Source organism: Amycolatopsis vancoresmycina, from assembly GCF_000716785.1.
Classification (GTDB): Bacteria; Actinomycetota; Actinomycetes; order Mycobacteriales; family Pseudonocardiaceae; genus Amycolatopsis; species Amycolatopsis vancoresmycina.
Window position 1 is genome coordinate 16,118 of sequence record NZ_JNYY01000037.1, and the last position, 26,166, is coordinate 42,283.

The 26,166-nt window shown below is 72.0% G+C and carries 25 protein-coding genes and 1 pseudogene; 8 read left to right on the forward strand and 18 right to left on the reverse strand.

Annotated features, from left to right (window positions below; all coding sequences use genetic code 11):
- The first annotated feature begins 35 nt into the window (after positions 1 to 35).
- Together OO60_RS43405 and OO60_RS43410 are read left to right on the forward strand one after the other, a co-directional pair.
- Entirely contained in the window at positions 36 to 740 is a 705-nt protein-coding gene (locus OO60_RS43405) for a DUF998 domain-containing protein (RefSeq protein ID WP_244885672.1), read from the forward strand.
- A complete protein-coding gene (locus OO60_RS43410) occupies positions 737 to 2,716 on the forward strand; it encodes a glycosyltransferase (RefSeq protein ID WP_033263578.1) in 1,980 nt (659 codons plus the stop codon). The genes OO60_RS43405 and OO60_RS43410 overlap by 4 nt, the downstream gene beginning before the upstream one ends.
- An 87-nt stretch (positions 2,717 to 2,803) precedes the next feature.
- Here OO60_RS43410 and OO60_RS45290 read toward each other — a convergent pair whose 3' ends face one another.
- Entirely contained in the window at positions 2,804 to 3,370 is a 567-nt protein-coding gene (locus OO60_RS45290; RefSeq protein ID WP_051768007.1) for a hypothetical protein, read from the reverse strand.
- Positions 3,371 to 3,540: 170 nt separating this feature from the next.
- Here OO60_RS45290 and OO60_RS43420 point away from each other — a divergent pair, with 170 nt between their 5' ends.
- Positions 3,541 to 6,378: an nSTAND1 domain-containing NTPase gene (locus tag OO60_RS43420; protein ID WP_003054033.1), complete on the forward strand. Its 2,838-nt coding sequence runs from the start codon at positions 3,541 to 3,543 to the stop codon at positions 6,376 to 6,378.
- Between the two features lie 6 nt (positions 6,379 to 6,384).
- On the opposite strand, the gene OO60_RS43425 is transcribed toward OO60_RS43420, so the two are convergent.
- Together OO60_RS43425 and OO60_RS43430 are read right to left on the reverse strand one after the other, a co-directional pair.
- Positions 6,385 to 7,233, reverse strand: a complete 849-nt coding sequence (locus OO60_RS43425) for an SCO6745 family protein (RefSeq protein ID WP_003054036.1) — start codon at positions 7,231 to 7,233, stop codon at positions 6,385 to 6,387.
- Between the two features lie 66 nt (positions 7,234 to 7,299).
- The gene (locus OO60_RS43430) at positions 7,300 to 11,118 is read right to left on the reverse strand and encodes a tetratricopeptide repeat protein (RefSeq protein WP_051768009.1); all 3,819 of its coding nucleotides are present in this window, start codon (positions 11,116 to 11,118) and stop codon (positions 7,300 to 7,302) included.
- A gap of 161 nt (positions 11,119 to 11,279) precedes the next feature.
- Here OO60_RS43430 and OO60_RS43435 point away from each other — a divergent pair, with 161 nt between their 5' ends.
- Complete coding sequence (locus OO60_RS43435) at positions 11,280 to 11,951, forward strand: hypothetical protein (protein ID WP_003054079.1); 672 nt, start codon at positions 11,280 to 11,282, stop codon at positions 11,949 to 11,951.
- 4 nt (positions 11,952 to 11,955) lie between these two features.
- Here OO60_RS43435 and OO60_RS43440 read toward each other — a convergent pair whose 3' ends face one another.
- The 3 genes from OO60_RS43440 to OO60_RS43450 form a co-directional block, all read right to left on the reverse strand.
- Positions 11,956 to 13,155 carry a cytochrome P450 gene (locus OO60_RS43440; RefSeq protein WP_003054082.1) on the reverse strand — a complete coding sequence of 400 codons (1,200 nt, stop codon included), beginning with the start codon at positions 13,153 to 13,155 and terminating at the stop codon, positions 11,956 to 11,958.
- 77 nt (positions 13,156 to 13,232) lie between these two features.
- Entirely contained in the window at positions 13,233 to 14,231 is a 999-nt protein-coding gene (locus tag OO60_RS43445; RefSeq protein ID WP_162146197.1) for a glucosaminidase domain-containing protein, read from the reverse strand.
- A gap of 140 nt (positions 14,232 to 14,371) precedes the next feature.
- Entirely contained in the window at positions 14,372 to 15,382 is a 1,011-nt protein-coding gene (locus OO60_RS43450; RefSeq protein WP_033263580.1) for a helix-turn-helix transcriptional regulator, read from the reverse strand.
- Positions 15,383 to 15,495: 113 nt separating this feature from the next.
- Between OO60_RS43450 and OO60_RS43455 the strand changes: the two genes are divergently transcribed.
- Both OO60_RS43455 and OO60_RS43460 read left to right on the forward strand, forming a co-directional pair.
- The gene (locus OO60_RS43455; protein WP_003054088.1) at positions 15,496 to 15,960 is read left to right on the forward strand and encodes a VOC family protein; all 465 of its coding nucleotides are present in this window, start codon (positions 15,496 to 15,498) and stop codon (positions 15,958 to 15,960) included.
- A 58-nt stretch (positions 15,961 to 16,018) separates the two neighbouring features.
- Positions 16,019 to 17,074, forward strand: coding sequence for an aldo/keto reductase (locus OO60_RS43460; RefSeq protein WP_003054090.1), 1,056 nt, complete (start codon positions 16,019 to 16,021; stop codon positions 17,072 to 17,074).
- On the opposite strand, the gene OO60_RS43465 is transcribed toward OO60_RS43460, so the two are convergent.
- Genes OO60_RS43465 through OO60_RS43475 form a run of 3 tightly spaced genes read right to left on the reverse strand, consistent with a single transcriptional unit; the run spans position 17,035 to position 20,338 of the window.
- Entirely contained in the window at positions 17,035 to 17,790 is a 756-nt protein-coding gene (locus OO60_RS43465) for an SDR family NAD(P)-dependent oxidoreductase (protein WP_003054093.1), read from the reverse strand. The two genes, OO60_RS43460 and OO60_RS43465, sit on opposite strands and share 40 nt — an antisense overlap.
- A gap of 11 nt (positions 17,791 to 17,801) precedes the next feature.
- Positions 17,802 to 18,794 carry an LLM class flavin-dependent oxidoreductase gene (locus tag OO60_RS43470; protein ID WP_003054096.1) on the reverse strand — a complete coding sequence of 331 codons (993 nt, stop codon included), beginning with the start codon at positions 18,792 to 18,794 and terminating at the stop codon, positions 17,802 to 17,804.
- A gap of 11 nt (positions 18,795 to 18,805) precedes the next feature.
- Positions 18,806 to 20,338, reverse strand: coding sequence for an acyl-CoA synthetase (locus OO60_RS43475; RefSeq protein ID WP_003054099.1), 1,533 nt, complete (start codon positions 20,336 to 20,338; stop codon positions 18,806 to 18,808).
- A 116-nt stretch (positions 20,339 to 20,454) separates the two neighbouring features.
- Here OO60_RS43475 and OO60_RS43480 point away from each other — a divergent pair, with 116 nt between their 5' ends.
- Complete coding sequence (locus tag OO60_RS43480; RefSeq protein WP_033263581.1) at positions 20,455 to 21,081, forward strand: TetR family transcriptional regulator; 627 nt, start codon at positions 20,455 to 20,457, stop codon at positions 21,079 to 21,081.
- Positions 21,082 to 21,208: 127 nt separating this feature from the next.
- Here the strand turns inward: OO60_RS43480 and OO60_RS46850 are convergent.
- The 4 genes and pseudogenes from OO60_RS46850 to OO60_RS46205 all read right to left on the reverse strand — a co-directional run.
- Positions 21,209 to 21,325: pseudogene (locus tag OO60_RS46850) on the reverse strand (amidase family protein); the annotation flags it as partial.
- 111 nt (positions 21,326 to 21,436) lie between these two features.
- A complete protein-coding gene (locus OO60_RS43485) occupies positions 21,437 to 21,946 on the reverse strand; it encodes a P-loop nucleotide/nucleoside kinase family protein (protein ID WP_003054105.1) in 510 nt (169 codons plus the stop codon).
- Positions 21,947 to 22,088: 142 nt separating this feature from the next.
- Entirely contained in the window at positions 22,089 to 22,409 is a 321-nt protein-coding gene (locus OO60_RS43490; protein ID WP_003054108.1) for a hypothetical protein, read from the reverse strand.
- A gap of 97 nt (positions 22,410 to 22,506) precedes the next feature.
- Positions 22,507 to 22,791, reverse strand: a complete 285-nt coding sequence (locus OO60_RS46205; RefSeq protein WP_209441431.1) for a hypothetical protein — start codon at positions 22,789 to 22,791, stop codon at positions 22,507 to 22,509.
- A gap of 99 nt (positions 22,792 to 22,890) precedes the next feature.
- On the opposite strand from OO60_RS46205, the gene OO60_RS43495 reads away from it, so the two are divergent.
- Positions 22,891 to 23,526: a TetR/AcrR family transcriptional regulator gene (locus tag OO60_RS43495; protein WP_033263583.1), complete on the forward strand. Its 636-nt coding sequence runs from the start codon at positions 22,891 to 22,893 to the stop codon at positions 23,524 to 23,526.
- 282 nt (positions 23,527 to 23,808) lie between these two features.
- Here OO60_RS43495 and OO60_RS46855 read toward each other — a convergent pair whose 3' ends face one another.
- The 5 genes from OO60_RS46855 to OO60_RS43520 all read right to left on the reverse strand — a co-directional run.
- Positions 23,809 to 24,120: a hypothetical protein gene (locus OO60_RS46855; protein ID WP_155848785.1), complete on the reverse strand. Its 312-nt coding sequence runs from the start codon at positions 24,118 to 24,120 to the stop codon at positions 23,809 to 23,811.
- 75 nt (positions 24,121 to 24,195) lie between these two features.
- Entirely contained in the window at positions 24,196 to 24,816 is a 621-nt protein-coding gene (locus OO60_RS43505; RefSeq protein WP_003054115.1) for a suppressor of fused domain protein, read from the reverse strand.
- 31 nt (positions 24,817 to 24,847) lie between these two features.
- Positions 24,848 to 25,384 (reverse strand): hypothetical protein, encoded by a 537-nt coding sequence (locus tag OO60_RS43510; protein ID WP_003054117.1) that lies wholly within the window; start codon positions 25,382 to 25,384, stop codon positions 24,848 to 24,850.
- A gap of 50 nt (positions 25,385 to 25,434) precedes the next feature.
- Positions 25,435 to 25,752, reverse strand: coding sequence for a hypothetical protein (locus tag OO60_RS43515; RefSeq protein WP_033263589.1), 318 nt, complete (start codon positions 25,750 to 25,752; stop codon positions 25,435 to 25,437).
- A gap of 47 nt (positions 25,753 to 25,799) precedes the next feature.
- The coding region (locus OO60_RS43520; protein WP_033263584.1) for a serine hydrolase at positions 25,800 to 26,166 on the reverse strand (367 nt) is incomplete at its 5' end.

Consider the following 26,166-nt stretch of genomic DNA (forward strand, 5'->3'; position numbering starts at 1 on the left):
CCGAACTCTCATGGACGGGCGACACCGTCTGAAGGGTGACTCCACGGACCGCGCTCGCGCCGACGCTGACCCTGGTCACGGCGACCGCCGCGCAGGCGATCATCGCCGTCCTGACGTTCGGGCTCGCCGGCCACGTCGACCCCTGGCGCGACCCGGTCAGCGACTACGCCTGGCACCGCGGCGGCCGGCTGCTGTTCACGCTCGCCCTCCTGCTGCTGCTCGCCACCGCGGCGGCGCTCGCGGCCGCGGCCCGGTGGGCGGCGCTGCCCCGCGACCCGCTGGTGAGCACGTTGTTCTGGTGCTGGACGGCGGGAATCGCGGTGGTGCTGCTCTTCCGGAGCAACCTCGACGCGGCGGCCCCGACGGTGTCCGGCGAGATCCACCGCGCGGGCGGCGCGGTGCTGTTCGCCAGCTTGCCGCTCGCGGCCTGGACGCTGAGCGCCCGGCTGCGGACCGAGCCGGCCTGGCGGACGGCGGCACGCGCGCTCCGGCGGGGCGCGGTCGCGGGTGTGGTGACGGCGGCCGCGTTCGGGATGGCGCAGGTGGTCACGTGGCTGCCGGGCGGCTTGTTCGAGCGCGCGGCGCTGCTGGCGGAGTTCTCGATCGTCGTGACAACGGCGATGGCACTGCGGCGCGCGGCGGCCCGGGCGGCTGAAGCGCGGCGGGTCCAGCCACCCGCAGCTCGCGCGCAGACCGGCACCGAAACGCCCGCGGCGGACACCCGGCAGGCCGCCCGATGACCGCCGTCGCCATCGCCTGCGCCCTCGTCGCCGCCGCGTTGTTCGCCGTGGCCGCGACCCGGCAGCACACCGAAGTCGCCGGTCTCGCCGTCGACCGCGCGCCCGGCCTGCGCACCCTCTCCCGGCTGCTGCGTTCCCCCGGCTGGTGGGCGGCCACCGGGCTCGCGGCCGGGGCCGGCCTCCTGCACCTCGTCGCCCTCGCGCTGGCGCCGCTTCCGGTCGTCCAGCCGCTCGGCGTGTTCAGCCTCGTCCTGACCGTCCTCTTCGGACCGCGGGCCCGCACCCGCCGGGTCGTGGCCGCGGTCGGGCTCGTGGTGGCGGGGGTGGCCGGGTTCGTGGCCTTCGCCGCTTCGGCCGCTCCGGCCGCGGCGATCGGCGCCGGCACGGCCGAAGGCGTGGCCGTCACCGGGTTCGTGCTGGCGGCCCTCGGGTGGTTCGCCCGGGCCGGTTGTGCCGCGACGGCCGCTTCCGCGGCCGTCCTCTTCGGACTCGGCTCGTCGGTCGTGCACGCGGCCGCGTCGCAGCCGCCCGCCACGGCCGCGCTGCTGGCCGGGCAGGCCCTGCTGCTGCTCGGTGCCGGCGGTGTGCTGCTGCACCGCGCGTATGCCGCGGGGCCGGCCGCGGTCGTCGTCGGCACGGCGACCGTGCTCGATCCGCTCACCGCCGTCGCCGTGGCCGCCTTGGCCTACGGCGAAGTCCCGCCACCGGCGGCCGCGTTCGCCGCGGTCGTCGCGCTCGCCGGCGTGCGCGTGCTCGCCGGTGCCGTTCCCGAGGTCCCACCGAAACCCGAGGAGAATCCCGTGCCACCGACCGGCCTTCGCGTCCTGATCGGCGCCGACACGTTCCCGCCCGACATCAACGGCGCGGCGTTCTTCGCCGAGCGCCTGGCCCGCGGGCTCGCCGGCCGCGGCCACGACGTCCACGTCGCCTGCCCGTCCGGCGACGGTCCGGCCCGCACCGAGCGGCGCGACGGCTACACGATCCACCGGATCCGCTCGCGCGCCATCCCCTTCCACGGCGAGTACCGGTTCTGCACCCCCGGCCGCGCCCGGACGGCCGCCGCCGCGATCCTGGACCGGGTGCGCCCGGACGTCGTCCACGTCCAAGCCCACTTCGGCGTCGGCCGCGCCCTGCTCGCCACCGCCGTCGAGCGCAACGTTCCCGGCATGGCCACCAACCACTTCATGCCGGACAACCTCCTCGGCTACACCCCGTTCCCCCGCCGGGTGCAGGACGCGCTCGCCCGCTGGGCGTGGAAGGACCTCGTGCGCGTCTACCGCCACGCCCGCATCGTCACCACGCCGACCCCGCGCGCGGCCGAGGTCCTCGCGGGCATCGGGCTCGGCCGGCCGGCCGAGGTCGTGTCCTGCGGCATCGACCTCGCCCACTACGCGGCCCCGGCGGCCCGGCCGGCCGAGGGGCCGATGTCGGTGCTGTTCGTGGGCCGGCTCGACGCGGAGAAGAACGTCGACCAGCTGCTGCGCGCGCTGGCCCCGCTCCCGCACGTCCGCGCGGACCTCGTCGGCGACGGCACCCGCCGCCGGGAACTGGAGGCCCTCGCCGCCGAACTGGGCGTGCGGGCGGCGTTCCACGGGTTCGTGTCCGACGCGGAGCTCGTGCGCCGCTACGCCGAGGCCGACGTGTTCTGCATGCCCGGCACGGCGGAGCTGCAGAGCCTCGCCACGATGGAGGCGATGGCCGCGGGCCTCCCGGTGATCGCCGCCGACGCGCTGGCCCTCCCCCACCTGGTCCGCCACGGCGAGAACGGCTACCTGTTCGAACCGGGCGCGATCACCACGATCTCGCGCTGGATCGCCGACCTGGCCGCGGACGCGGACCGGCGGGCCCGGATGGGTGAAGCGTCCCGCGCGATCGTGGCGCGGCACGACATCGACGGCGTGCTGGCCGCTTTCGAGGCGCAGTACCGGATCCTGGCCGGCCTTCCGGCGCCGACCGCCGTGGAGCAGGCGGCGTGACCGGTCGCTGAACCCGGTGCGGCGGTGCTGGTCCGACAGCTCTCGGACCAGCACCGCCGCCGTATTCCCCCCGGTCTCACCTGATCGTCAGCAGTTCGTCACGGTCCAGACCGGTGTCCAGTCGTAGGACTGGTCGTTCGACGGCGCCGTGCTGCTGTCGTACGGCCACACCTTGCCCCAGAACACCGCGACCGTCCCGGGGGTCTGGTTGTTGCCCCACGAGCCGAAGCCGACCCAGTTGGGCAGGGGGTAGTCGGCGCACCTGAACATGTCGATCTGCGTTCCGGTCCCGAACTGGTGCTGGTACGCGCAGAAATGGCGGTAGGCCGTGCCGCCGTCGCAGGGACCGGCCAGAGTCGCGGCGCCGCGGCCGCTCAGGTCACGCGGGTGCGCGTCGCCGGGGAGCGCGATCGACACCTCCGCCCGGCCCTCGACCTCGATGCGGTTCGGCGCCACCTGCTTGCCGCCCATCGCGGCCAGGTAGCGCTCGGCTTCGGCCTGCAGCCAGGTTGCCTGCTCGCCGGTCAGTCCCGCGGCCCTGGACTGCGCCATGAATGCCTGCGGGCCGGCCGGCGCCGCGGCCGCTGTCGCCGGCGCCACGACCGCGCCGGCGGCGGCCAGGCCGGCGATCGAATACAGCAAACGTTTCAGCATGGAGTTTCCCCTTCTTCCCGGAAATGCGCGCGAACCGGATCGGTGCGTGGTTCCGGCCCCCCTCGGTGCGGGCCAGGAATCCAGACCTAGGGCATTCGGGTTGTCCGGCGCCGACGGCGTGACAACGGACAACCAACCGCCGGACAATGGGCGCCGGGAGGGGAGGCCCGATGCCGCGACCGGAACGTCCGCTCGCCACGGGGGACGAACCGCTGCCCTCGTTCGCCCGCGAGCTGCGGAAACTGCGTGAATCCGCCGGCAATCCGCCCTACCGGCGCTTGGCGCGCGATGCCCACTATTCGGTGACGACGCTGTCGGATGCCGCCGGCGGGAAAACGCTGCCCAGCTTGGCCGTCACCCTCGCCTACGTCCGCGCCTGCGGCGGCGATCCGGCCGGATGGGAGCAGCGCTGGCGCGAAACCAGGGCCCTGCTCACCCCGGCCGGCCACGCCGATCCCGGTGCGCTCCGGCCGCCCTACCTCGGGCTGTCGGCGTTCGGGACCGGTGACGCCGACCGGTTCTTCGGCCGCGCGGCCCTGCTCGAAACGCTGCTCGGCCGGGTGCGGCAGCACCGGCTGGTCGCCGTCCTGGGCGCGTCCGGCTCCGGGAAGTCCTCGCTGCTGCACGCGGGCCTGGCCGGCACCGGCACCCGGCCGGCCGTGACCTTCACCCCCGGTGCGTCGCCGATCGAGGAGTGCGCGCTGCGGCTGGCCGCGTTCACCGGCGCATCCGCGACGGCGCTGCACCGGGAGTTCACCGACGATCCCGCGGCCGTGCACCTGCGCGTCCGGCAGGCTCTCGCCGGGCATCCGGCGGGCACCGAGCTGCTGCTGGTGGTCGACCAGTTCGAAGAGCTGTTCACGTTGTGCGCCGACGCCGCGGAACGACAGGCGTTCACGACGGCTCTCACGCACGCGGCGACGGCGTCGCGCAGCCAGGCCCGGGTGGTGCTGGGCGTGCGATCGGACTTCTTCGCCCACTGCGCCCGCCACCCCGAACTCGAGCCCGCGCTCGGCGCCGGGCAGGTCCTGGTCGGGCCGCTGAGCCCCGGCGAGCTGCGGGAGGCCATCGTCAAGCCGGCCGCCGCGGCGCAGTACACCGTCGAAAGCGAGCTGGTGGCGCGCCTGGTCGCGGAGGCGGCCGACCAGCCCGGCGCGCTGCCGCTGATTTCGCACGCGCTGCTGGAGACCTGGCACCGCCGCCAGGGCATGGCCCTGACCGTGGCCGCTTACGAGCAGACCGGCGGCGTCCGGCACGCCCTCGCCCGCACCGCCGAGCACGCCTACGCCGGGTTCGACGAGCCTCAGCGGGCGATGGCCCGGCAGATCCTGTTGCGGCTCACCGCGCTGGGCGAAGGCACCGAGGACACCAAGCGCCGCGTCGCCCGCTCGGAACTGGACGACACCGCGACCGTCCGGGCCGTGCTGGACGCCCTCACCGCCGCCCGCCTGATCACCGTCGACCACGACACCGTGGAGGTCACGCACGAGGCGCTGATCAAGCACTGGCCGCGGCTGCGCGAGTGGCTGGCCGCCGACCGCGAGGCGCTGCGGATCCACCGGCAGCTCTCCGGCGACGCCGCGGTGTGGGAGTCGTTGCGGCGCGACCCGGACACCCTCTACCGCGGCACCCGCCTCGCGCGGGCGCGGGAGCTCGCCGGCACCGCGCTCACCGCACGCGAACGCGCCTTCCTCGACGCCGGCCTGGCCGCCGAGTCCGCGCAGCTGTCCGCCTCGCGGCGCCGGTCCCGGCTGCTGCGCGCCCTGGTCGTCCTGCTGGCCGCGCTGCTGGGGGCGACCACGGTGGCGACGGTCGCCGCGCTCCGGGCCACCGGCTTGGTCACCGCGCAACGGGACACGGTGCTGGCCCAGCAGGTCGCCGAGGAGGCCATCGCGCTCCGGGCCGGAAACCCGGCGCTGGCCGCGCAACTGGCGCTGGCCGCCTACCGCCTCCGTCCCACGCCCGGCAACCGGGACGCCCTGGTCAGCGCGGTCACCATCCCGCTCGGTCACCCGCAGGAAGTCGACGCGGCCGCCTTCGGCCCGGACGGCCGGCTGCTCGCGACCGCCGCCGCCGACCACCGCGTGCGGCTGTGGAGCCTCGCGGATCCCGCCCACCCGGCGCTGCTGGCGACGATCACCGGCCACACCGACGCCGTCCACGCGGTGGCGTTCGACCCCGGTGGCAAGGTCCTGGCGACGGCGGGCCGCGACCGCACGGTCCGGCTGTGGGACCTTCGCGACGCGGCGCACCCGGCTCAGCTGGCCGTGCTCACCGGCCACCGGGACTCGATCTATTCACTGGCGTACGCGCCGGACGGCCGCACGCTGGCGACGGCCAGCTACGACCACACCGTGCGGCTGTGGGACGTGCGCGTGCCGGCCGCGCCGGTCGAGCTGCCGACGCTGACCACCCACGAGCGCAACGTCAAGGCGGTGGCGTTCAGCCCGGACAGCCGGCTGCTGGCGTCCGGCGGCGACGACCGGACGGTACGGCTGTGGGACGTCGGCGACCCGGCCCGCCCGGTGGAACGGGCGGTGCTCACCGGCCACACCGACCTGGTGGTGACGGTCGCCTTCAGCCGCGACGGCCGGACCGTCGCCTCCGGCGGCGACGACCGCACGGTCCGCCTGTGGCCCACCACCGGCCCGGCCCGCCCGGCCGTCCTTTCCGGACACACCGACGTCGTGACATCCCTGGCGTACAGCCCGGACCGGCACTGGCTGGCTTCGGCGGGCTACGACCACTCGGTGCGCCTGTGGGACATCACTCGCCAGACCCCGGCGCTGTCGGCCACGCTGACCGGCCACACGGGCGCGGTCGAGTGGGTGACGTTCAGCCCGGACGGCCACCTCCTGGCCACCGCCGGCGACGACCACGTGGCGCTGCTGTGGGAAACCGACCCCGCCCGCGCGGCGGCCCGGGCCTGCGAAATCGCCCGGCCGTCGATCACCCGGCAGGAGTGGGACGCCTATTTCCCGGGAGTGGACTACCGGCCGCCCTGCTGACCGCCGCTAGTACCGCGAGAGGGCCCACGGCATGAGCTTCTCGGAAAGGGCCCGGCTGAACGGCCGCACCAGGGTCTGCAGCTCGGCGCAGGCGGACTCCCCGATGTGCGCGTAGGGCGTCACGCTGTTCTCGTCGGTCGCCTTCTCGATGTCCGCACGGCGGGCCGTGCCGTCGGGGGTGAACGCCGGATCGGCATCGTCGGTGAGCCAGCCCCGCGCACGGAGGCCGTTGACGGCTGCGTTCCACTCGTCCTCGGACCACGCCCGGGAGGTGCGCAGGGTTTCGGCCGGGACGGCCCCGGAGGCGGCGTGGGTGACGAGGGCTTCGATGCCGTTCAGCCCGGCTGTCAGCAGGGCGGCGACGTGGGCGTCACCGCGGTACTCCCGCAGCAGGGTCTGCGCGTGCCACAGAACCAGGTGGGGCTCGGCCGGCCACGGAAGGGCCGCGTGGGCGGCGAACAGGGGCCGGCCGGTGACATCGCCGGCGACTGTTTCGGCCGCCGCGCGAAGGAGGGTGGCGGCCCGGTGCATCTCGGGTGAGTCGATGGCGTCGCCGAGCGTGCCCCGCAGGGCCTGGTCGGCGGCCGCGTAGCGGGCTTCGAGGACGGCGGCCGGGTCGGTCGCGGACCAGGCGTCGGCGATGGACTCGGCGACGAGCGCGGGGTTGAAGTTGTAGAAGGTGGCGACGACGACCGGCGCGGGAACCACGCCGAGGGCCGCGGACCTCGACGCGAAGTAGCCGGCCCGGCCGCGGAGCCCGAGTTTGCCGTAGGCGGCAACGGCTTCCGGGGCGAAGTAGATCATTCCGTGGTAGGGCTCGAGGAATCGCCAGGTCCGGCGCGCCACATCGATCACCGGGCCAACATACCATCCGGTCGGTACGGCCGGGGTCGCCCGCGGCACGGCGGACCGGCCGCCGGATCATTCCGGGGAGATCGCCTCGGTCAGCTCGTCCGGCACCGGTTCGCCGAGGTCGTCGAGGATCTGGCGGACGAGGTCGTCGCCGACGTGCCGCCGTTCCGCGGCGACGAGCGCCAGGTCGTCGGGGTCGAACTGGCCGGTCAGGCGTTGCCAGCTCACGGCGGCGTCGACAGCCATGGCAAAGGCTTCGTCGTGGCGTCCGGTCTCCGCCAGCAGCCGGCTCAACGACGTCGTCACCGCGGACGCGCTCCGATCATCCCCGGCTTCGCGGAAGGCTTCGAGAGCTTGCCGGTAATGGCGTTCGGCCTCCTCGAACCGCTGCCGCGCCTGCGCCACGACGCCGAGCTGGTGGTAGGAGCTCGCGGCATCGTGCCGGTCGTCGAACTCCAGCTTCAGGTCAATGGCATGCTCGTAGTGGCGCTCGGCCTCGTCGAACCGCTGCCGCGCCTGCGCCACGACGCCGAGCTGGTGGTAGGAGCTCGCGGCACCGTGCCGGTCGTCGAACTCCAATTTCAGGTCGACGGCACGCTGGAGGTGGCGCTCGGCCTCGTCGAGCCGCCGCAGCTCATGCGCCACCATGCCGAGCTGGTGGTAGGAGCTCGCGGCACCGTGCCGGTCGTCGAACTCCAGGAACAGGTCGAGCGCCTGCTGGTAGTGGCGTTCGGCCTCGCCGAGCCGCTGCAGCTCGTGCGCCACGACGCCCAGCTCGTGGTGGGAGCTCGCGGCACCGTACCGGTTGTTGAACTCCAGCTTCAGGTCGAGAGCCTGCTGGAGGTGGCGTTGGGCCTCGTCGAACCGCCGCTGGTCCTGCGCCACCATGCCGAGCTGGTGGTAGGTGGTCGCGGCGCTGTCGCGGTCATTGGACTCCAGCTTCAGGTCGAGGGCCCGCCGGTAGCGGTGTTCGGCCTCGTCGAACCGCCGCAGCTCCTGCGCCGCGGTGCCGAAATTGTGGTAGGTACGCGCGGCGCCGTACCGGTCGTCGAACTCCAGGAACAGGTCGAGCGCCTGCTGGTAGTGGCGTTCGGCCTCGCCGAACCGCCGCTGGTCCTGCGCGACCCTGCCGAGCTGACCGTAGGTGGTCGCGGCGCTGTGCCGGTTGCCGGATTCCAGCTTCAGGCTGAGGGCCCGCCCGTAATGGCGTTCGGCCTCGCCGAACCGCCGCAGCTCCTGCGCCGCCATCCCGGCAAGGTGGAGGAACTCGGGGAGTTCGACGGAATCGGGCGTGGCCTCGGTGATGGTGGCGATGATGTCGCTCAACCACTGCAACCGGGCTTCGTGCTGCTGCAACTGGTCGAGCAGTTCCTCGACGGCGCAGAGCGCGGGCAGGACGGGGAGGCCGTGGTGGGCGGCGTAACTGCTGGCGGCGCTCAGATTGGCGTAGCTCGCGGCGGTGACCGCTTGCCCCACGCGTCGCTGCTGGGGGTCGGTGCCGGTCAGCAAGCCGTGGAAGTTGAGCCCGAGCTGGGCGTAGAAATGGCCGTGCGCGAATTCGGTGGCGTCCTTCCACCGCGGGTGCTCGCGGAGCCGTTGCCGCAGGAAGTACGGCAGGACGGGGACGACCTGGCTGAGCGGCTCGAGTTCGGGGTGCGGGATGGCCAGGCCGAGGCCGGTCGCGGCGTCGAGTGCGGCGGGCAGGTCGAGCGGGCCCCAAGGATCGTCGTCGGGTTCGAGGCCGGCGAGCAGCTCCTGGTAGCCGGCGAGGACGTCGCCCGCGGGGATGGTGGCGGTGAAGGGGGCGAGCAGGAGCAGGGAGTGCTGGAGCGCGGGGTCGAGTTTGCCGTGGCTGTACTCGATGGCGGCCTGGATCAGCCCGGCCGGATCCGCGGTGTGGCCGCCGGCGGTGAGTTCCTCCAGGACCGTGGCCGGTGGTGTGGTGGCCAGGGCGGGGAGGACGACTTCCAGCGGAAGCGGGTAGCCCTCGAGCAGCTTGATGATCTGGTTCAGCGCGTCGCGGTGTCCGGCGTCATCGCGGTAGTGCGTGACGCCGAAGCGGGTCAGGATGCGATCGGTCAACGCGGACGCCGCTTGCGGGTCCAGCCCGCCCAGCTGGTGGACGTTGCCGGCGAAACTGTCCGCGGCCACCCAGGTCTCGGCTTCCCGCGATCCCCAGACGACCAGCGTGCGACCGCCCCGCAGCTGCCGGATCCAGCCACGCAACTGGTCACGCTCGTCCTGGTTGAGGGCGTGCGGGATGGCGGCGGGGCCGGCGGTGATCGATTCGGCGTTGTCGATCACCAGCAGGTGCCGCGACGCCCGCAGGGCCTGCGCGACCCGGGCGCGGCCGGCGGTTTCCGACAGCTGGTCCCACCGCGCGAACTCGACCGGACCCCACAACTGCTGGGCGATCGTGCGGACCATCTGGTTCGCCGTCCACGCCCGATCCTCGAAACTGAAGGCGAAAACCTGGTCGACCAGCCCGGTGCGCTGCCACCACCAGCCCACATGACGCAGCAACGTGGACTTCCCTGCACCGGCCATCCCCCGCACCAGCAGGTGGTTCCGGGCGTCGTCCACCAGCAGGGCGTGTTCGATCGCCTGGATGTCCAAGTCCCGGCCCAGGAACCCGTACTCCGGCTCCGGCTCGCGATCGACCCGGTCCTGGCGGGCGTAGAACACCTCGGTTTCCGGATCGGTCATCTCCCGCAACGCCAGCCGCACCGGTTGCTGCTGGAACACCACCGGCAGCACCCAGTCCTGCAACGGCAGCGTCTGGTCGAAATAGCCACACCGGTCCGGGCTGTCGCGCAGCGCACGGCGCATGGCCTGCAACGCCACATCCGGGTTCTCGTGCTCGACCAGCCGCCGGTACAGCTGCGGCATCGACAGTTCCGCAGCCGTCACCGTCACCGAATACGCCATCCCGACCACGACCGGCACCCCGGCCTGCACCAGCTGCTGGGCCAGCGCGGCCTCGGTCGCCGTGGCCATCGCCGACTGGCACGCGTTCAGCACCGCCATCGGCACCCGGTGCTCCGCCAGCAGGCCCGCGATCTCCTCCGCCGACCGCGGATCCGCCGTCCCGGTGGCCGCGGTTTCGAAGAACAGGAACCCCCGCCTGCCCTCGAACGCCTCCCGGCCGGCGAACAGGAAGCGGCCGTTCGCGTGTCCCGCGGCGATCGCCGCGTGATCGGCGAAAGCGCCGTGCAGGTCGAAGTGGATCAGCTGGTACCAGCCCGTGCCGTGCCGGTCCCGCGTGGCGGCCAGGTGCTCCCGCAGCGCCCGCCAGGTACCGGGCCGCACCAGATCGATGGTGACCCGGAGCGGGGACTGGTGCATGGCGGTCACCAGCGGCCGCGACACCGTCCGGTACCCCACATCACCCGCACCATCCGGCCGAGCCGTCACCACCAGGATGTTCAACGTCGGCCGCGGCCCCGGCAGGTCGAACCGCGGCGGATTGCGGTCCACCCGCCGGGTGATCGGCACCCGCAACGCCACCGGGGAATCCAGCGCCGGGTCGGCCAACGCCTCCCAGTGCAGCCGATGCATCCCGGTACCGCCGGTCACCTCGATCCGGCACCCGTCGAACCCCACCTTCCGGAACGACCGGTACCCCTCACCCGGTTCACCCGCGAACACCTGCGCGAACAGCTCGCGGCCGTACCGATCGAGCAGCTTCACCGCCGCGGCACGCTTGTCCCAATCCAGGAACGGAAACCGCAGATGCCGCTCGAAATACCACGCCAGCAGCTCCTCGTCCGCCTCCGACGCCGGATCGGCCACCGCGACCTCGAACTCCGAACTGTCCGGGTAGACCACCCGCACCACCAACGACCCATCCGGCCGGGTCTCCTGCTCCCGCAGCTGAATCGTCGCCACACCACTCACCGCAATCCGGGGTAGAACACCACGCCAGCGAACTCCCGCTCCTGCGTCACCCGCCGTGACCGCTCCGCTGGAAGTCGCCCGCTCACATCCCCCTGTTACGCACAGCGCCGACGCCGGCCCGGCAGTTCCCGGCCGTCTGCTTGGATGTCGCCGTGACCGTGTACGACATCGCCGGTGCCCTGCCCGCCGTCCCCGCCCTGCGTGCCCTGTGCCGCGCGCTGGCCGCCCTCGATGTCGTCCTGGATCCCGGCAGTGAAGACCGGTACCACCACTACCACCCCGCCTGGGCGCCCGGTGCCGAGCTCGCGTCCATGCGGGACGGCTCGGGCAACGAGTACTCCATCCTCTTCACCGCCGCAGGCGCCTGCCTGCGCGGCTTCGACCACGAGTCGCCGATGAGTCCCTACGCCACCGACGATGAGGAGCCCTGGCCCGGTGTCCTCGACGAATTGCCCGGCGTTTTCCGGGACGGGGTGACGGATCCGGCGTTCTGCGACGAATTCGGCACGCCGTACGTCACGGTCTGTCTGTGGCGCGAGCACACGGACACCGTTTGGCGGCACGGGACCATCGAATTTCCCCCCGGCGGCGACGACGGCGCCGGCTGGCTGTTCGCCCTGCTGACCGACCGCAGGCCCGAAGCGTTTCAAGACTGGGCGCAGGATTACTACGAAACACCGGTCAATCTCGACGCGGTGCGGCACTTCTACGCCGGGCAGCCGGTGACCCCGGCCGTCGTGAGCGCGCTCAACCCCGCCACCACCCTGGCCGCCGTCGCCGGCCTCGTCGCCGCGACCGGTTACCCGATCGTCCCGGCCCGCTAGGCGCTCACCAGGCGACCGGCAGCGCCCGGACGCCCCGGATCAGGCGGTCGGCCGACCATTCGACCTCCCCCGCCGCCACCGCGAGGTGCAATCCCGGGAGCCGCCGGACCAGCGTGCCGAAGAGCACGCGCAGCTCCAGGCGGGCCAGGGGCGCGCCGATGCAGTGGTGCACGCCGAAGCCGAACGCGAGGTGGTGGTTGGCCTTCCGGCCGAAGTCCAGCTGCGCGGGGTGCGAAAACACCTGCGCGTCGCGGTTCGCCGAATCCAGCTGGACGAGGACCGCGTCCCCCGCGCGAATCGGGCGGCCGCCGAGCTCGAGGTCCTCGGTGGCGATGCGGGCCAGGTCGGCGACGGTCACCAGGGGCACGAACCGCAGCAGTTCCTCGACGGCGGCCGGGACCAGCTCCGGGTCGGCCGCCAGCGTGCGCCACTGGTCGGGCTGGGACAGCAGCTGGTAGGCGAAACTGCCGATCTGGCTCGCGGTCGTCTCGTGGCCGCCGGCCAGCAGGGCGATGCCGAGCATGAGCAGTTCGCGGTCGGTGAGGCGGTCGCCGTCGTCGCGGGCGGCCACCAGGGCGGTCAGCAGGTCGTCCGCCGGTTCGGCTTTCCGGCGGGCGATCAGGCCGGTCAGGCAGGCCGCGAGCCGGTCGCGCGCGCCGGCGACGTCCGCGGGCGTGACGTCCCCGCCCACGGCCACGATGGTTTCCGTGCACCGGCGCACCAGCTCGCGGTCGGTGAGCGGGACGCCGAGCAGCTCGCAGATCACCTGCACCGGCAGCTCCCACGCCACGGCCGCGGCGAAGTCCGACGGCGGGCCGGCCGCGACCATCCGGTCGAGCAGCCCGTCGGCGATTTCCCGCACGCGCGGCCGCAGCGCTTCGACCCGGCGCACGGTGAAGGCTTTCGCGACCAGCGACCGGATCCGCCCGTGTTCCGGCGGATCCATGCACAGCAGGTTCCCCGCGGGCTCGAAGCCCGGCCGCCCCCGCGGCACGTCGGCGCCGGCCGCCGCCGCGCGCGAGAAGCGGGGGTCGGAGAGGACGAACTTCGTTTGCTCGTACCGGGTCACCAGCCAGGCGTCGCCGCCGTAGGGCATCGTGACGCGGACCGGCCCGTCGCGCCGCCTCAGGTCTTCGAAGCGGGCGTGCGGTTCCAGCGCGACCGCGTCGCCGAACGGGTACGGCAGCGGCTCGGCGGTGTCCATCGGCAGTCCCCTTCCCCCGGCGACGGGCCTGACCAGCCTGGCACCGGCGGTGGCCGGGCGCACCGGGGTTCAGCCGTTCAGCGCACGCGGTGCTCGCGCCGCCGTCGCTCACGTTCCCGTGGCAGGCCTTCGGTCCGCCACCACAGGTCGGCTTCCCGTGCGACGGCGGGGCGGCGGTCCCACAGTGCGGCAGCGCCCTCGGCGAGCCGGATCGCGGCGAGCAGTTCCGCGCGGTAGCCCGCCACGACGTTCGGGTTGCGGCTCGAGTTGTGGCCGCCGTAGCCCGCCTCCGCGACGGCCCGGGCGAACAGCGCCGGCTCGTCGGCCCGCGCCCACGCCGCCGTGTAGATGCGGTGGTGCAGCAGGGAGGTGTGGTCGGCCACCGCGGCGGCCTCGCCGGGGTACACCCGGAACGGCCGCAGCGCGGTGTACTCCCAGTGGTCCCCGGTGCGGCGGAACGGGTCGGAGCCGTCGGCCGGCCGGACGACCCGGTCCGCCCGGATGACCCGTCCCCCGCGCCGCGCCGGCCGCAGGTCGCGGGATTCGAAGGTGCGCGAGGGCACCCGGATCGTGGTCGGCTGGTAGGCCCACTGGTCCTCCGGGCGGTCCTCGCGGGAGGTCACCCCGAACAGGTTGTGCCCGGTGAACGGGGATTCCAGCCGCCACCCGGTTTCCAGTCCCATCTGCCCCAGCGTGAACGCGGCAGGCACCCCGGACGTCCGCTGCTCCTCCTCGGCCAGTGCCCGGTACCGCGCCACGAACGCCACGACGTCCGCCTTGTTCCGCCGGAACTGGTTGACCAGCTCCGGGGTGAGGTCGGCTTCGGCGCCCAGCGGACCGGCCTGGATGTCCAGCCCCGGCGTGGCGACGCCGAGCCCGTGCTCGACGCCCGGCGGATCGGGGGCCGCCGCACGGCTGTGCGACTGCCGCTGCACAGCCGCCAGCAACGACGTGGTCGCCCGGTTCCCGGCGGCGGTCTGCAACGCGGTCAGCAACGCGTGCGGGCGGGCGGCCTCGGTCCGGGGACCGTGGCCTCCGGCAGAGCGCTGAGCCTGGGCGGCCGGGATGTGCCTCATCGTGCCTCCCTCCCAGGGAGGGTGTAGCACCGATCGCCGGGCGGCGGACCGGCCGTCGGGGCAGTCCTGGAGGCAGGCCGCGGCGACAGGGCACCGGACACCATCTCCGGTGTGCGCCTCGGGTGCCACCGGCGCCTGCGTCAACGACATCGACCCCGGCCTGCCGGACTCGGTGACCGGGGCTGAGCGGCTGCCGCCGCCCGGCCGGCCAGTTCGGCGAAGGCGGTCCGCAGCTCCTGTGGGCCGGTCACGGCGACGTCGCAGCCGAACCGCAGGAGGCTCGCGGCCAGCGCCGGCCACGACCAGGAGCCGGTCCGCAGCCGGGTCTTCCCGGGGCCGGCTGCCTCGGCGACGCCGTCGCCGGCGAACGGCGCGACGTCGGCGATCGGCAGGTCGAGGACCACCTCGCCCTGGCACGGCCACGCGTCGGCGGTGTCGGAGCCCTTGAACCGGGCGGCGAGGAACGTGGCGACGTCGCCGCCCGGCACCTCCCGCGGGGTGAACCGCGGCCCGTTCGGCACCCGCAGCCGCAGCCGGTCGACGCGGTAGGTCCGCCAGTCCGCCCGGACGGCGTCCCAGCCGACCAGGTACCACCGTCCACTCCGGACCACGAGGTGGTGCGGCTGCACCCGGCGCGGGGGCCCGCCCTCGGCCGGGCGCGACGGCGAGTCGTAGTCGAACCGCACTTCCTCGGTGGCCCGGATGGCCGAGCTCAACGCCAGCAGGACGTCGGTGCCGACCTGCGTGTCCCGTCCGGCCGCGGTGATCTCCAGCTGGTCGACGCGCTGCCGCAGGCGCGCCGGCAGCACCTGGCGGACCGTGGCCAGCGCCCGGGCGGCCGCCTCCTCGATCCCCGCGCCCGTGCCGACCGCGATCCGCAACGCCACCGCGAGCGCGACCGCCTGCTCTTCGTCGAACAGCAGCGGCGGCATCCGGCCGCCGGCTTCGAGCCGGTAGCCGCCCTCCGGCCCCTTGACCGCCTGCACGGGGTAGCCGAGCTCGCGCAGCCGGTCGACGTCGCGGCGCACGGTCCGTTCGCTGACCCCCAGCCGGCCGGCGAGCAGCGCGCCCGGCCAGTCCCGGCGGACCTGCAGCAGGGACAGCAGCGAGAGCAGGCGACCCGAAGTCACCGTCGACGACGCGATCGGCATGACTCCCATGGTGCCACGAGAAGCGGACGTTCCCTGACCGCTACCCCTGCCATCGTGGCTCTCGTCGCCGGCACCCGCCGGCGGCGGAACCCCTTCGAGAAAGTCCGGAACACATGTCGCTCACCGCTGTCGCCCACCTCAACTTCACCGGCCAGGCCCGCGAGGCGCTGGAGTTCTACCAGTCGGTCTTCGGCGGTCAGGTCACCGTCGTCACCTACGGCGACTTCGGCATGCCCGCCGAGCTGCCCGACGCGGGCAAGGTCGTGTTCGGCCAGGTGACCGCGGACAACGGCTTCAGCGTGCTGGCCTACGACGTTCCCGGCACCGACGGCCCGGCCGCCCCGGCCGCGCCCACGACCCGCCGCGAGAACGGCACCACCATCACGAAGGAGCCGTTCTTCCTGTCCGTCCGCGGCACGACCGTCGACGAGGTTTCCCCGGTGTGGAAGGGCCTGGCCGACGGCGCGACCGTCGTCGAAGAGTTCGGCCCGGCCCCGTGGGCGCCCGCGTTCGGGATGCTGGTCGACCGCTTCGGCGTCACCTGGATCATCGACGTCGCCGCCGAACACCAGGGCTGACCTTCGCCGCGGTGGGGTGCTCCGGCATCCCACCGCACCCGACAACCGGAGACCTCCCTTGCAGACCCGCCCCCTCGGCCGCACCGGCATCCAGGTCAGCACGTTCACCCTGGGCACGATGATGTTCGGCCCCTACGGCAACCCCGACCCCGACGCCTGCGTCCGCATCGTCCACCGGGCCCTCGACCACGGCATCACCGCCGTCGACACCGCCGACGTCTACGGCGGCGACGGCACCGGCGAGCGCATCCTCGGCAAGGCCCTGCGCGGCCGCCGCGACGACGTCGTCATCGCCACCAAGGGCAACGGCCCGATGGGCCCCGGCCCGAACGAGCGCGGCAACTCGCGGCGCTGGATCGTCGCCGCCGTCGAAGGGTCGCTGCGCCGCCTCGGCGTCGACCACATCGACCTCTACCAGCTCCACCACCCCGAGCCCGGCACCGACATCGAGGAACCGCTGAGCGCGCTGACCGACCTGCTGCGTGCGGGCAAGGTGCGGGCCATCGGGCATTCCAACCTGCCGGCGTCGGAGATCGTCGAAGCACAATGGACAGCCGAACGCCGTGGCCTGGCGCGGTTCCGCACCGAGCAGCTGCACTACTCGATCCTCAACCGCGGTGCGGAGCAGGAAATCCTGCCGGTCTGCGACCGGTACGGGCTCGGCGTGCTCGTGTGGAGCCCGCTGTCGATGGGGCTGCTCACCGGCCACTACCGCAAGGAAACCGCCTCGGCCGGCCGCCTGCACTGGGCGCCGGAGCACCTGACCGACCCGCGCAAGCTCGCCGCCGTCGAAACGCTCACCTCGCTCGCCGAGCAGGCGGGGACGCCCCTGCGGCACCTCGCGCTGGCCTTCGTCACCGCCCACCCCGCGGTCACCTCGGCGATCATCGGCCCCCGCACGGAGGAGCAGCTGGACGACCTGCTGGCGGGAGCCGGGAAGCCGGCCGGGGACGATCTCCTCGACCGGATCGACGAGATCGTCCCGCCCGCCACCGACCTCGGGCCGGTCGACGTGGCCTACCGGCCGCCGCCCATCGCGCGGCCGCACCTGCGCCGCCGGCCCGTCCGGCCACCTCAGACCAGCGACGCCGTCAGCCCGCCGTCGAGGACGTAGTGGCTGCCGGTGATCCAGCTCGCCCGGTCCGACGCCAGGAACGCCGCCACCTCCGCGATGTCCTGCGGGGTGCCGAGGCGGCCCTGCTTGGCCGCGACGAGGTCGCCGAACGGGACCTGCGTCGCCGCCTCGAAGTCCGGGACCAGGCGCTCGACCATGGCCGTGTCCGCGAAGCCCGGGCAGACCGCGTTGACCCGGATCCCCGCCGGGCGCATCTCGACCGCCGCCACCCGGGTCAGCTGGATCACCGCGGCCTTCGTCGCGCAGTACGAACCCAGCAGCGGGCTGCCACCGATACCCGCGATCGAGGCGATGTTGACGATGTTGCCCTTGGACTCCAGCAGGTGCGGGGTCGCGGCCTTCATCGTCACGAACGTGCCCCGCACGTTGACCGCGAAGATCTTGTCGAAGCTCTCCGTCGACTGCTGCAGCAGCGGCGAAGACACCTCGATACCGGCGTTGTTGACCAGGACGTCGAGACCGCCGAGGAGGTCGACGGCCTGCTGGATCGCCGACCGGACCTGGGTTTCGTCGGTGACGTCGCAGTTGGCGACACCGGCGGCGCCGAGCTCGTCGGCCGTCTGCTTGGCCGAAAGGGAGTCGAGGTCGCTGATCACCACCCGGGCGCCGCGCTCGGTGAACAACGCCGCGATCGCCTTGCCGATGCCCGCGCCGGAGCCGGTGACGAAGACGCGCTTTCCTTCGAGTTCGGACATGCTGGTCCCTTTCACATCGCGTCGATCTTGGGGAGGATTTCTTCCTTGAGGCGTTTCATGTCGTCGAGGGTCTTCGCGACCGGGACGTCCTGGAAGGGCGGCCACAGGAACGGCATCGTGAGCCCGGCTTCCTTGTACCGCTTGAGCTGGTCGGTGATCTGCGCCTGCGAGCCCACGAGCAGGTTGGTGCCCTTGCCGAGCGGGCTCTGGTCCATGTCCGTGTCGGTGATGACGAACCAGATCATGCTGGCGATCTCGAGGTCGTCGACCGACCGCGCGGTGTCGAGGGCTTCGAGCTCGCGCCGGATTTCGGTCCGCCACCGCCGGATGTCCTCGGGCGAGTCCTGGATGCCGATCCAGCCGGACAAGCCGTACTTCGCGATCCGGCTCGCCGAACGCTTCGCGTCCTTCAGGCCGCTGAAGAAGATCGGCGGGTGCGGTTTCTGGACCGGTTTGGCACCGAACCCGCTGCGCTGGAAGTCGGCGAATTCGCCGTGGTACTCGAACAGGTCGTTGGTCCAGATGCCCTGCATGATCTCGAGGGTTTCGCGGACGTGCTTGTGCCGCTTGGGGAAGATGTGCGACGCGCTCGCGGCGGCGAACTCCTCGGGCATCCAGCCGGAGCCGACGGCGACGTTGAGCCGCCCGCCGGACAGGTGGTCGATGGTGGCGAGCTCGGCGGCGAGGACGCCGGGCGCGCGGTAGGGCGTGTCGATGATGCTCATCCCGATCCGCACCTTCGACGTCTTCGCCGCGAGCCACGGGATGAGCGGCATGCCCTGGAGGAACTCGCCGCGCGAGCTGACCGGCAGCCCCTTGGGGAAGCCCTCGATCATGCCGAAGGCGTACTGCATCTCCTGGGTGTCCGACGTCTCCGGGACGATGATCCGGTCGAGCGTCCAGACGGAGTCGAAGTCGAGGTCCTCGGCCAGTGCGGTCAGGTCCTCGAGTTCCCGCACGGTCACCTTGTCGCGGAAGTTCGGGAGGTAGAGCGCGAGTTTCATGGTGTTTCCCTTCAGCGGGTGGTGAGGGTCGTGCGGATCTCGGCCTTGAGGACCTTGCCGACGGCCGAGCGGGGCAGGTCGGGCCAGACTTCGATCTGCTTCGGCGCTTTCACGCTGCCGATGCGGTCCTTGACGAACGCGATGAGCTCGCCGCGGTCCAGTTCCCGGCCGGGGCGGAGCTGGACGACGGCGGTGACGCGCTCGCCCCACTTGTCGTCGGGCAGGCCGATCACGGCGCAGTCGCGGACCGCTTCGTGGGCCAGCACCGCTTGTTCGACCTCGGCGGAGTAGACGTTGAACCCCCCGGTGATGACCATGTCCTTGGCGCGGTCGACGATGTGGAGGAAGCCTTCGCCGTCGAGGAAACCGATGTCGCCGGTGTGGTGCCAGCCGTGCGCCGACGCCTCCGCGGTGGCCTCGGGGTTGCGGTAGTAGCCGGCCATCACCAGCGAGCCGCGGACGCAGATCTCGCCGCGTTCGCCTTGCGGTACCCGGTTTCCCTCGGCGTCGAGGATCGCCACGGTGACGAGCGGCGACGGCCGTCCGGCGGAGGCCAGGCGTCCGGTGTGGACAGTCCCGTCGGGACGCCGGTGCTCGGCCGGGGACATCGTCGAGATCATCATCGGGGCTTCGGACTGGCCGAAGAGCTGGGCCATCGGCCCGATCCGGTCGAGGGCTTCGGCCAGCCGGGTCACCGGCATCGGGGCCGCGCCGTACCAGAAGCACTGCAGCGACGAGAGGTCCGTGCGGTCGAGGGCTTCGTGGCCGAGCACGAGGTAGATGAGCGTCGGCGGGAGGAACGTGTGGGTGACCCGGTGCCGTTCGATCAGCTCCAGGAAGCGGCCGACGTCGGGCTTGGCCATGATCACGACCTCGCCGCCGCGGGCGAGGACCGGGAAGCACAGCACGCCGGCCGCGTGCGTGAGCGGCGCGAGGGCCAGGTAGACCGGGCGGCCCTCGAAGGGGTAGCTCATCAGCGTGATGGCCGTCATCGCCTCGAGGTTGCGGTCGGTGAGCATGACACCCTTGGGGCGCCCGGTGGTGCCACCGGTCCCGACGAGCGCGACGACGTCGTCCGGCTGCGCGGCCGCGGCGCCGGGGTCGGCTTCGGCCTGGCCGAGCCAGTCGCGGAAACCGGGCGCGAAGCCGTCGCCTTCGCCGAGACGGACGAGGGTGGTGAGCTTCGGCAGCTGCGGCACGATCCGGCGGACCAGGTCCTCGAAGGCGGGCTGGAAGACCAGGGTGGTGCAGTCGAAGAGGTCGAGGAGCTCGGCGTTCTCCCCGGCGGCGTTGCGCGGGTTGATCGGGCACCACACCGCGCCGGCGCGGGAGATGCCAAAGACGCAGGTGAACGCGGTCGGGTCGTTGCCGGAAAGGATGCCGACCTTGTCCCCGGGGGCGACGCCCGAGCGCCGCAACGCGCGGGCGACGGCCTCGGCGAGCTCGACGACCTCACCGTAGGACCGGGAGACCCCGTCGAGGGTCAAGCAGGGCGCCCCGGGGTCCAGGGAGGCGCCTTTCTCCAGGTAGAAGAACAGAGACATCGTCGTCCCTCCCGACTTCGCCGGCGGCTGGTGACGACCATGACCGCCATTTGGACGAATGTCAAGATTTTCTTGGACGATTGGTCAGAAAGCGGCCGGATGGTATCTTCGGAGCTGTGACCAGCGCACCCGCCGTGAGGCGCCGGACCCCGGCCGACAAGTTCGAGGACCGCCGCCGGGAGCTGGCCGACGCGGCACTCCTGGCGCTGGCCGACCTGGGTTACGCCCGCACCAGCCTGCGCACGATCGCGGAGCACACGAAGTTCTCCCACGGGCTGCTGCACTACTACTTCGCCGACAAGGTCGAGCTGATCACCTACTGCGTACGGCGCTACAAGGCGGCGTGCGTCCAGCGGTACGAGGGCGGCGTCGGCGACGCGGCCACTCCGGGCGAGCTGGCGACTGCCTGCGCGGACGGCCTGGCCGCAGCGCTCGCCGAGGCGCCCCTGATGCACCGCATGTGGTACGACCTGCGCACACAGTCCTTGTACGAGCCGGCGTTCCGCGACGACGTGGCCGAGATCGACGAAAGCCTGCGAGACATGATCTGGCGCAACGTGAGCGCGTACGCCAGTCTCGCGGGGACGGAGCCGACCTGCTCCTCTGCCGACGCGTACGCGTTGTTCGACGGCCTGTTCCAGCAGGCGTTGCTGCGCCACCTGGCGGGCGAGGAGGCGGCGCTCGACGACCTCCGGCGCGCTGTCCGGGAGCTGTTCCCCCGCCTGGTCCGCCTCGGCGGCTGACCGACGAGGCGATCGCCCGCATCGAGCGCAATCGGCTGCTGCTCAGGTGTCCTGCTCGGCGTGCCTGGTCGGCGAAGGCGACATCGAAGCCCAGGTCGGGGCCGAGCCGGATGGCGTTCGGACGGGGGACCATGCCGCGGCGGGCCGCCAGGCCGAGGATCGGCTTGTGCGCGTGGACGCCGCAGAAATGCGCCGGGATGCGCAGCGAACCCACGAGGTCGGAGCCGATGCGGCGAGGGCCAGCATGCCCGGCAACGTCACGATCGACACGGAGGGAGTCAGCCGCACGCGGTCTGCGGCAACAGCGGGGCCGCGCCGACGATCATCGCCGTGTTGTGGCTTTGCCGTGCAAGTTTCACTCGGACCTCTCAGCCGCGCGGAGGATGTCAGCGACAACGGCGAGAATGTCCGGTTCAGCGGTGTTGTCGACCTCCACCAAGGGGCCGGCGCCGAGCGGGAGGACGGGGTCACCCCACAGTTCGGACTCCTCACGTGCCAGATCGAAATGGCTCGCATGCCGATGCGCGGCGCGCGCGTAGTAGCGCGACCGGGCGATCTCGAGTGGCACCACACAACGCACTTCCACCACCCGGCCCGGCAACTGCGCCACCAGAGGCCGGGTGTAATCGGGCCAGGTGCTGTCCACGACCGCACCGGGGCAGCGACGAGCCACCCGCAAAGCGGCCAGCACCGCCGCCCGGCCCAGCCGCCGCGACTCGTCCACCGTGCGGGGGTGCCCCAGCTCCTCGGCGAGCGCTTCCTTGATCTCGTCCTTGGCCAGCACCGGCAATCCCAGCCGCGGACCGAGCGCGGCCGCCAGCGTGCTCTTGCCTGCCCCAGGCCACCCACCAACCAGCACGAACATGAACCTCGTCCGGTCTTGCTCACCCCTTGCGAGTCTCATCCCCCCGATATACCCGCGATCGCGCACGTCCGAGCCGGCGCGGTAAGCGGCATGAGCGTGCAGTCGGCTGTTCCTCGGCTTCCTGCCCAACCTCGCCTGAGGTTCAGACCTCGCCGCGGTCCTCGTGCTCCCGCTGCTCGGCGTCGAAGCCGGCTTGGTAGTACTCCTCCTCACGGCGCCGATCGCGGGCCCGCTCGCGGCGGCGCAATGTTTCGCGCTCGTCGTCGGGCTGGTCGTCGCCGAGACCGGCGACTCCTGCCACCGGCTTCGGCGACGACTTCACGGCCGCCACGATGGCCGTGATGATGGCTGACCACAAGCACAGGCCGGACAGCAGGGCATTGCCCAGTGCCGCCGTGACCAGAGCACCTGCCAGCAGGCTGCCGATCCAGATGTACCTTCGCGACCGTTTCCTCGGTGGCATCGGTCTCTTCCCTGTCGTGGCCAGTCGGCCAGGGACACTGCTCCAGAGCTGGCCAGCCGGTTGATACGTCCAGCAGTCGCTTCTCGTCGCTGCCGCGTTACCAGCTCGAAGACTCGTTCGAGGCCGGCTCTCGCGACGTCGGGCGTGGCTGCCGCTCAGGTGTCCTGCTCGGACCGCTTCGCTCGTGCGCTTCCCCAACCGGCCAGCAGGACCCGGCGAGGGTGATGACCGCGTAGCAGGACAGGCACGCCGCGAAGCCGCCCGGCACCCAGCCGAGCAGTCCGCGATCATCGTGATCGGCCAGCAGCCGAATACCGCCCTGCGCGCCGAGCGCCAGCAACACCATGCCCGAAACCAGTCCTGCCCATCCCTTGCTTTGCATGTGCGCCCCCCTCTTTTGTGGTTCGATCGGACCATAACACGTCTTGGTACGATCGAACCACAACGGTGCACGGTAAGCCGCCGAGGAGGACTGCCCGACATGCCCCGACAGGTGGACCACGACCGGCGGCGCCGCCAGATCGCCGAAGCGGTGTGGCGATTGGCCACCCGGGGCGGACTGGAGACCGTCACGCTGCGACAGGTCGCCACCGAGGCCGGTGTCCTGCCGCGTCAGTTGCAGTACTACTTCGGCACGCGTGACCAGGTGCTGCTCGGTGCCCTGGAGATCCTGAACACCGACGCCGAGCAGCGAGCCCGCGACCGGCTTTCGGCCCTCGGCGACCCGCCCGGCGCTCGCGCGCTCGTGCGCGGCGTGCTGCTGGAATTGCTTCCCCTGGACGAGGAGCGACGGAACCGGCACCTGGTGTACGCGGCCTACTTCCTCCGCTTCCTCACCGAACCCACCTTCATCGCGGCCGGCCGGGACGCGGCTCCCGCCCTGGAGAACCTGGTCGGCGGGCTGCTCGCCCAGGCACAGGAGGACGGCCAGATCCCGCGAGACGTCGACACCGGGACCGAAGCCGCTTTCCTCACCGCGGGCGCCGACGGACTCCAGGCATCTGTCCTGTTGGGACAACGATCACCCGAACAGGCCGTCGCCGTGATCGACCGGCAACTCGACCGCATCTTTGCCGCCCCCAGCCCGGAATCGGGTGATCGAGGAGAAAGCCGATGACGCGTGCAGCCGCACGCCATCGATACCCTGTACCGATGGGGGAAGAGCTGTATCAGACTTCGAGACGGCGATGCGGGGCCGCGCTTGCTGCGGAGGGGCCTCGGGCTTCACATGCCGATCCTCGACGCTGAGGGCACGCCCAAACGGCAGTCGGCCGGATCGCCCTGAACGGATACAGGCACCTCGGCCCCGCGTTGGCGCACCTGTTCACCGGCGAGCAACCCACGGTCGTCCTCGGGCCGGAATCCCCGTGGCTGCCTGGCTGCAGCGGACCACGCCAGCTCAGTGAAGATCCAGCAGTGTCTCGATGCGCGCGGCGAGCACCTCGTCGATCTCACCATCGATGATCATGCTGAAGATTCCGCCGTCGTGATCGCGTGCGATTCGGAGCGTGAGTACCACTGCTCCTGCCACCGGGTACTCGAACCACGTGTCGGGTGGGAGGTCTACCTCGGTGTTCGGGATACCCGCTTCGAGTGCGCCGTCGTCAAGTTCGTCCCAGCTGTAGCCGACGAGTCCGGCGAGGTACTCGACGACCTTGGCCAGGTTGTCCTGGAAGATCCAGCCACATACCTGCATGCGGGGATCATCCACGCCCCGACCTGTGTTGCGCATCCACAATTCGGCATGAGCGGACGCGGGTTGGTCAGTGTTCCTCCGAGAGGTGAGTCAGCCCTGGCGGTGTGGGTCGGTGACGATCAAGGGGTTGCTCTCGGCCAGCTCGGTGAGTACCGCCGCTGTGGAGGTCTCGAGCATGCGGGTCTTCTCTCGGCTGGAGACACCCACGGCCTGGAGGAATGCGACCTTGCCGTTGGGGGTTTCGATGCACCCCAGCTGTGGGTCGAGTGTCAGGGCGTACACGGTCAGCTCACTCGGCGGAGCGTCGGGCAGGTGTGGGTGGCCGGTGATCGGTTGCCGTAGGTCGATGCGGTGTCCGGGTTCGAGGAGGACCTTGTTGGTGTTGACGTGCTTGGCGAGCTGGTTGAGGATCGCGAACGGCCACTGTGGAGGCTCGGTCTCGGTGCCCCGGACGATGCGGCAGGTCAGTTCGAACCCCCAGCCCGACCATTCCGGGTCGGCTTCGGGGTCGGGTTGGTACAGCTCGCTCAAGCCGTAGGTGATGTAGTGCCAGTGCCGGTCGGCAGGGTATGCCGAGCAGCCTTGAAGGCCCGCTCCCTGGAACCCTCGCGGCGGGAAGTAGCCGACGTGCCGTGGCTCTGTGTCGTCGTACAGCTGGGCCAAAGCCGTGTCGATGGCGTCCCAGCCCGGTGCGTCCTCGGTCTCCGTCACCTCGACATCATCGCAAACAGTTCGCGTGCGATCAGTGACCGTGAGGGGGCTGAACCGCGGGGAGAGTTGAACGTAGTGGCCGCGCGAGTGCCTGCACGACGGACCCCGGTAGCCCCAGCGTCGGCATCGACTGCAGTTCCGCCTCGAAACCAAGGGCGTCCTCGCCGCAGCCGCAGTCCAGGTACTCCTCCTCGGCGAAGCATCGACTGGCCAGGTTCGACTCGAAGTCCGGGGGTGCGAGCCGGGCCAGCAGGCGGATCATCGGCCCGGTCACCGCGGCCGGCCGGGCACGGAGGTCGTCCGCCATCAACCGGGCGACGAGGTCCACCGCCGTCTCCTGGTCGGGCACCGAGATCCGGTGTCGGTCGTACGCGGCGGCCAGCAGTGCGTTGGTGTCCCAGCCGCCGGCTCGTCGGCTCAGGCCGGCCAGCTCGGCGATCTCGGGATCGTCGTTGCCTTCCAGCAGTAGGCTGACTGCGACGTCCGGCCAGTCGCCCGGCTCGAGGCAACCGCGGGATTCGGTCGCCCTCGCCACCAAGAACGTCGTCCGCAGTGCAGCATCGTCCACCAACCGACTCTAACGTCCGCTCGGCGGCATGAGAGTGCGTTCGACGTCACTCAAAGGCGAGAACTCGGGTGGCACCACCCGCTGAGACGATCCATGAGATCCAGCACGCGGTCTTCAGCGGGATCGTCGTACTCCCGGCTGCTGCCGGCTGCCGTCCGGATCTCCAGGCGAGCGGCCTCACACGCTCGAAGGATGTCCTCCCGCTCCACCCCCGCCGCGAGGGCGGACTTGGCCACGTCGCCCAGCGCGGTACCTTCCGGATCCGCGTGGGCGGCGTCGACAAGGCCGGTGGTCAACCCGGGATCCGCGCCTCGGGAGGCGATCCGCAACACCTCTGCCAGCCGGTCGGGCGCCGCTGATTCGTCCACCCGGCGAGCGTGCCGCATCACTTCCGCACACGCCACCCGTTTTCGGCCTACCGGGTGCCGAACACTGCGTTGATGAGCCCGCCCAGCAGCGTGGGGAACACCGCCGCCGGGTCGCTCTCCCCCGTCGTCAGCGTGGCGGTCAACGTCTTGCTGCCGTCGGGTGTGCTGATCATCAGCGCTCCATATCCTCCCGGCGCACTCCCGTTGTGGTGGACGATCGTGCCACCGTCGCCCAGGTCCTGGATCCACAGTCCCAGGCCGAGCCCGAGTTTGCCCTGAGGAGTAAGCATTTCCGCCAGCTGCGCGTCAGGCAGCAGCCGGCCGCCCAGCAGGGCCGTGATGAACGTGCTCAGGTCCTTGGCCGTCGAGATGAGGTCGCCCGCGCCGGCCAGCAGGGAGGGGTTCTGGCGGCTG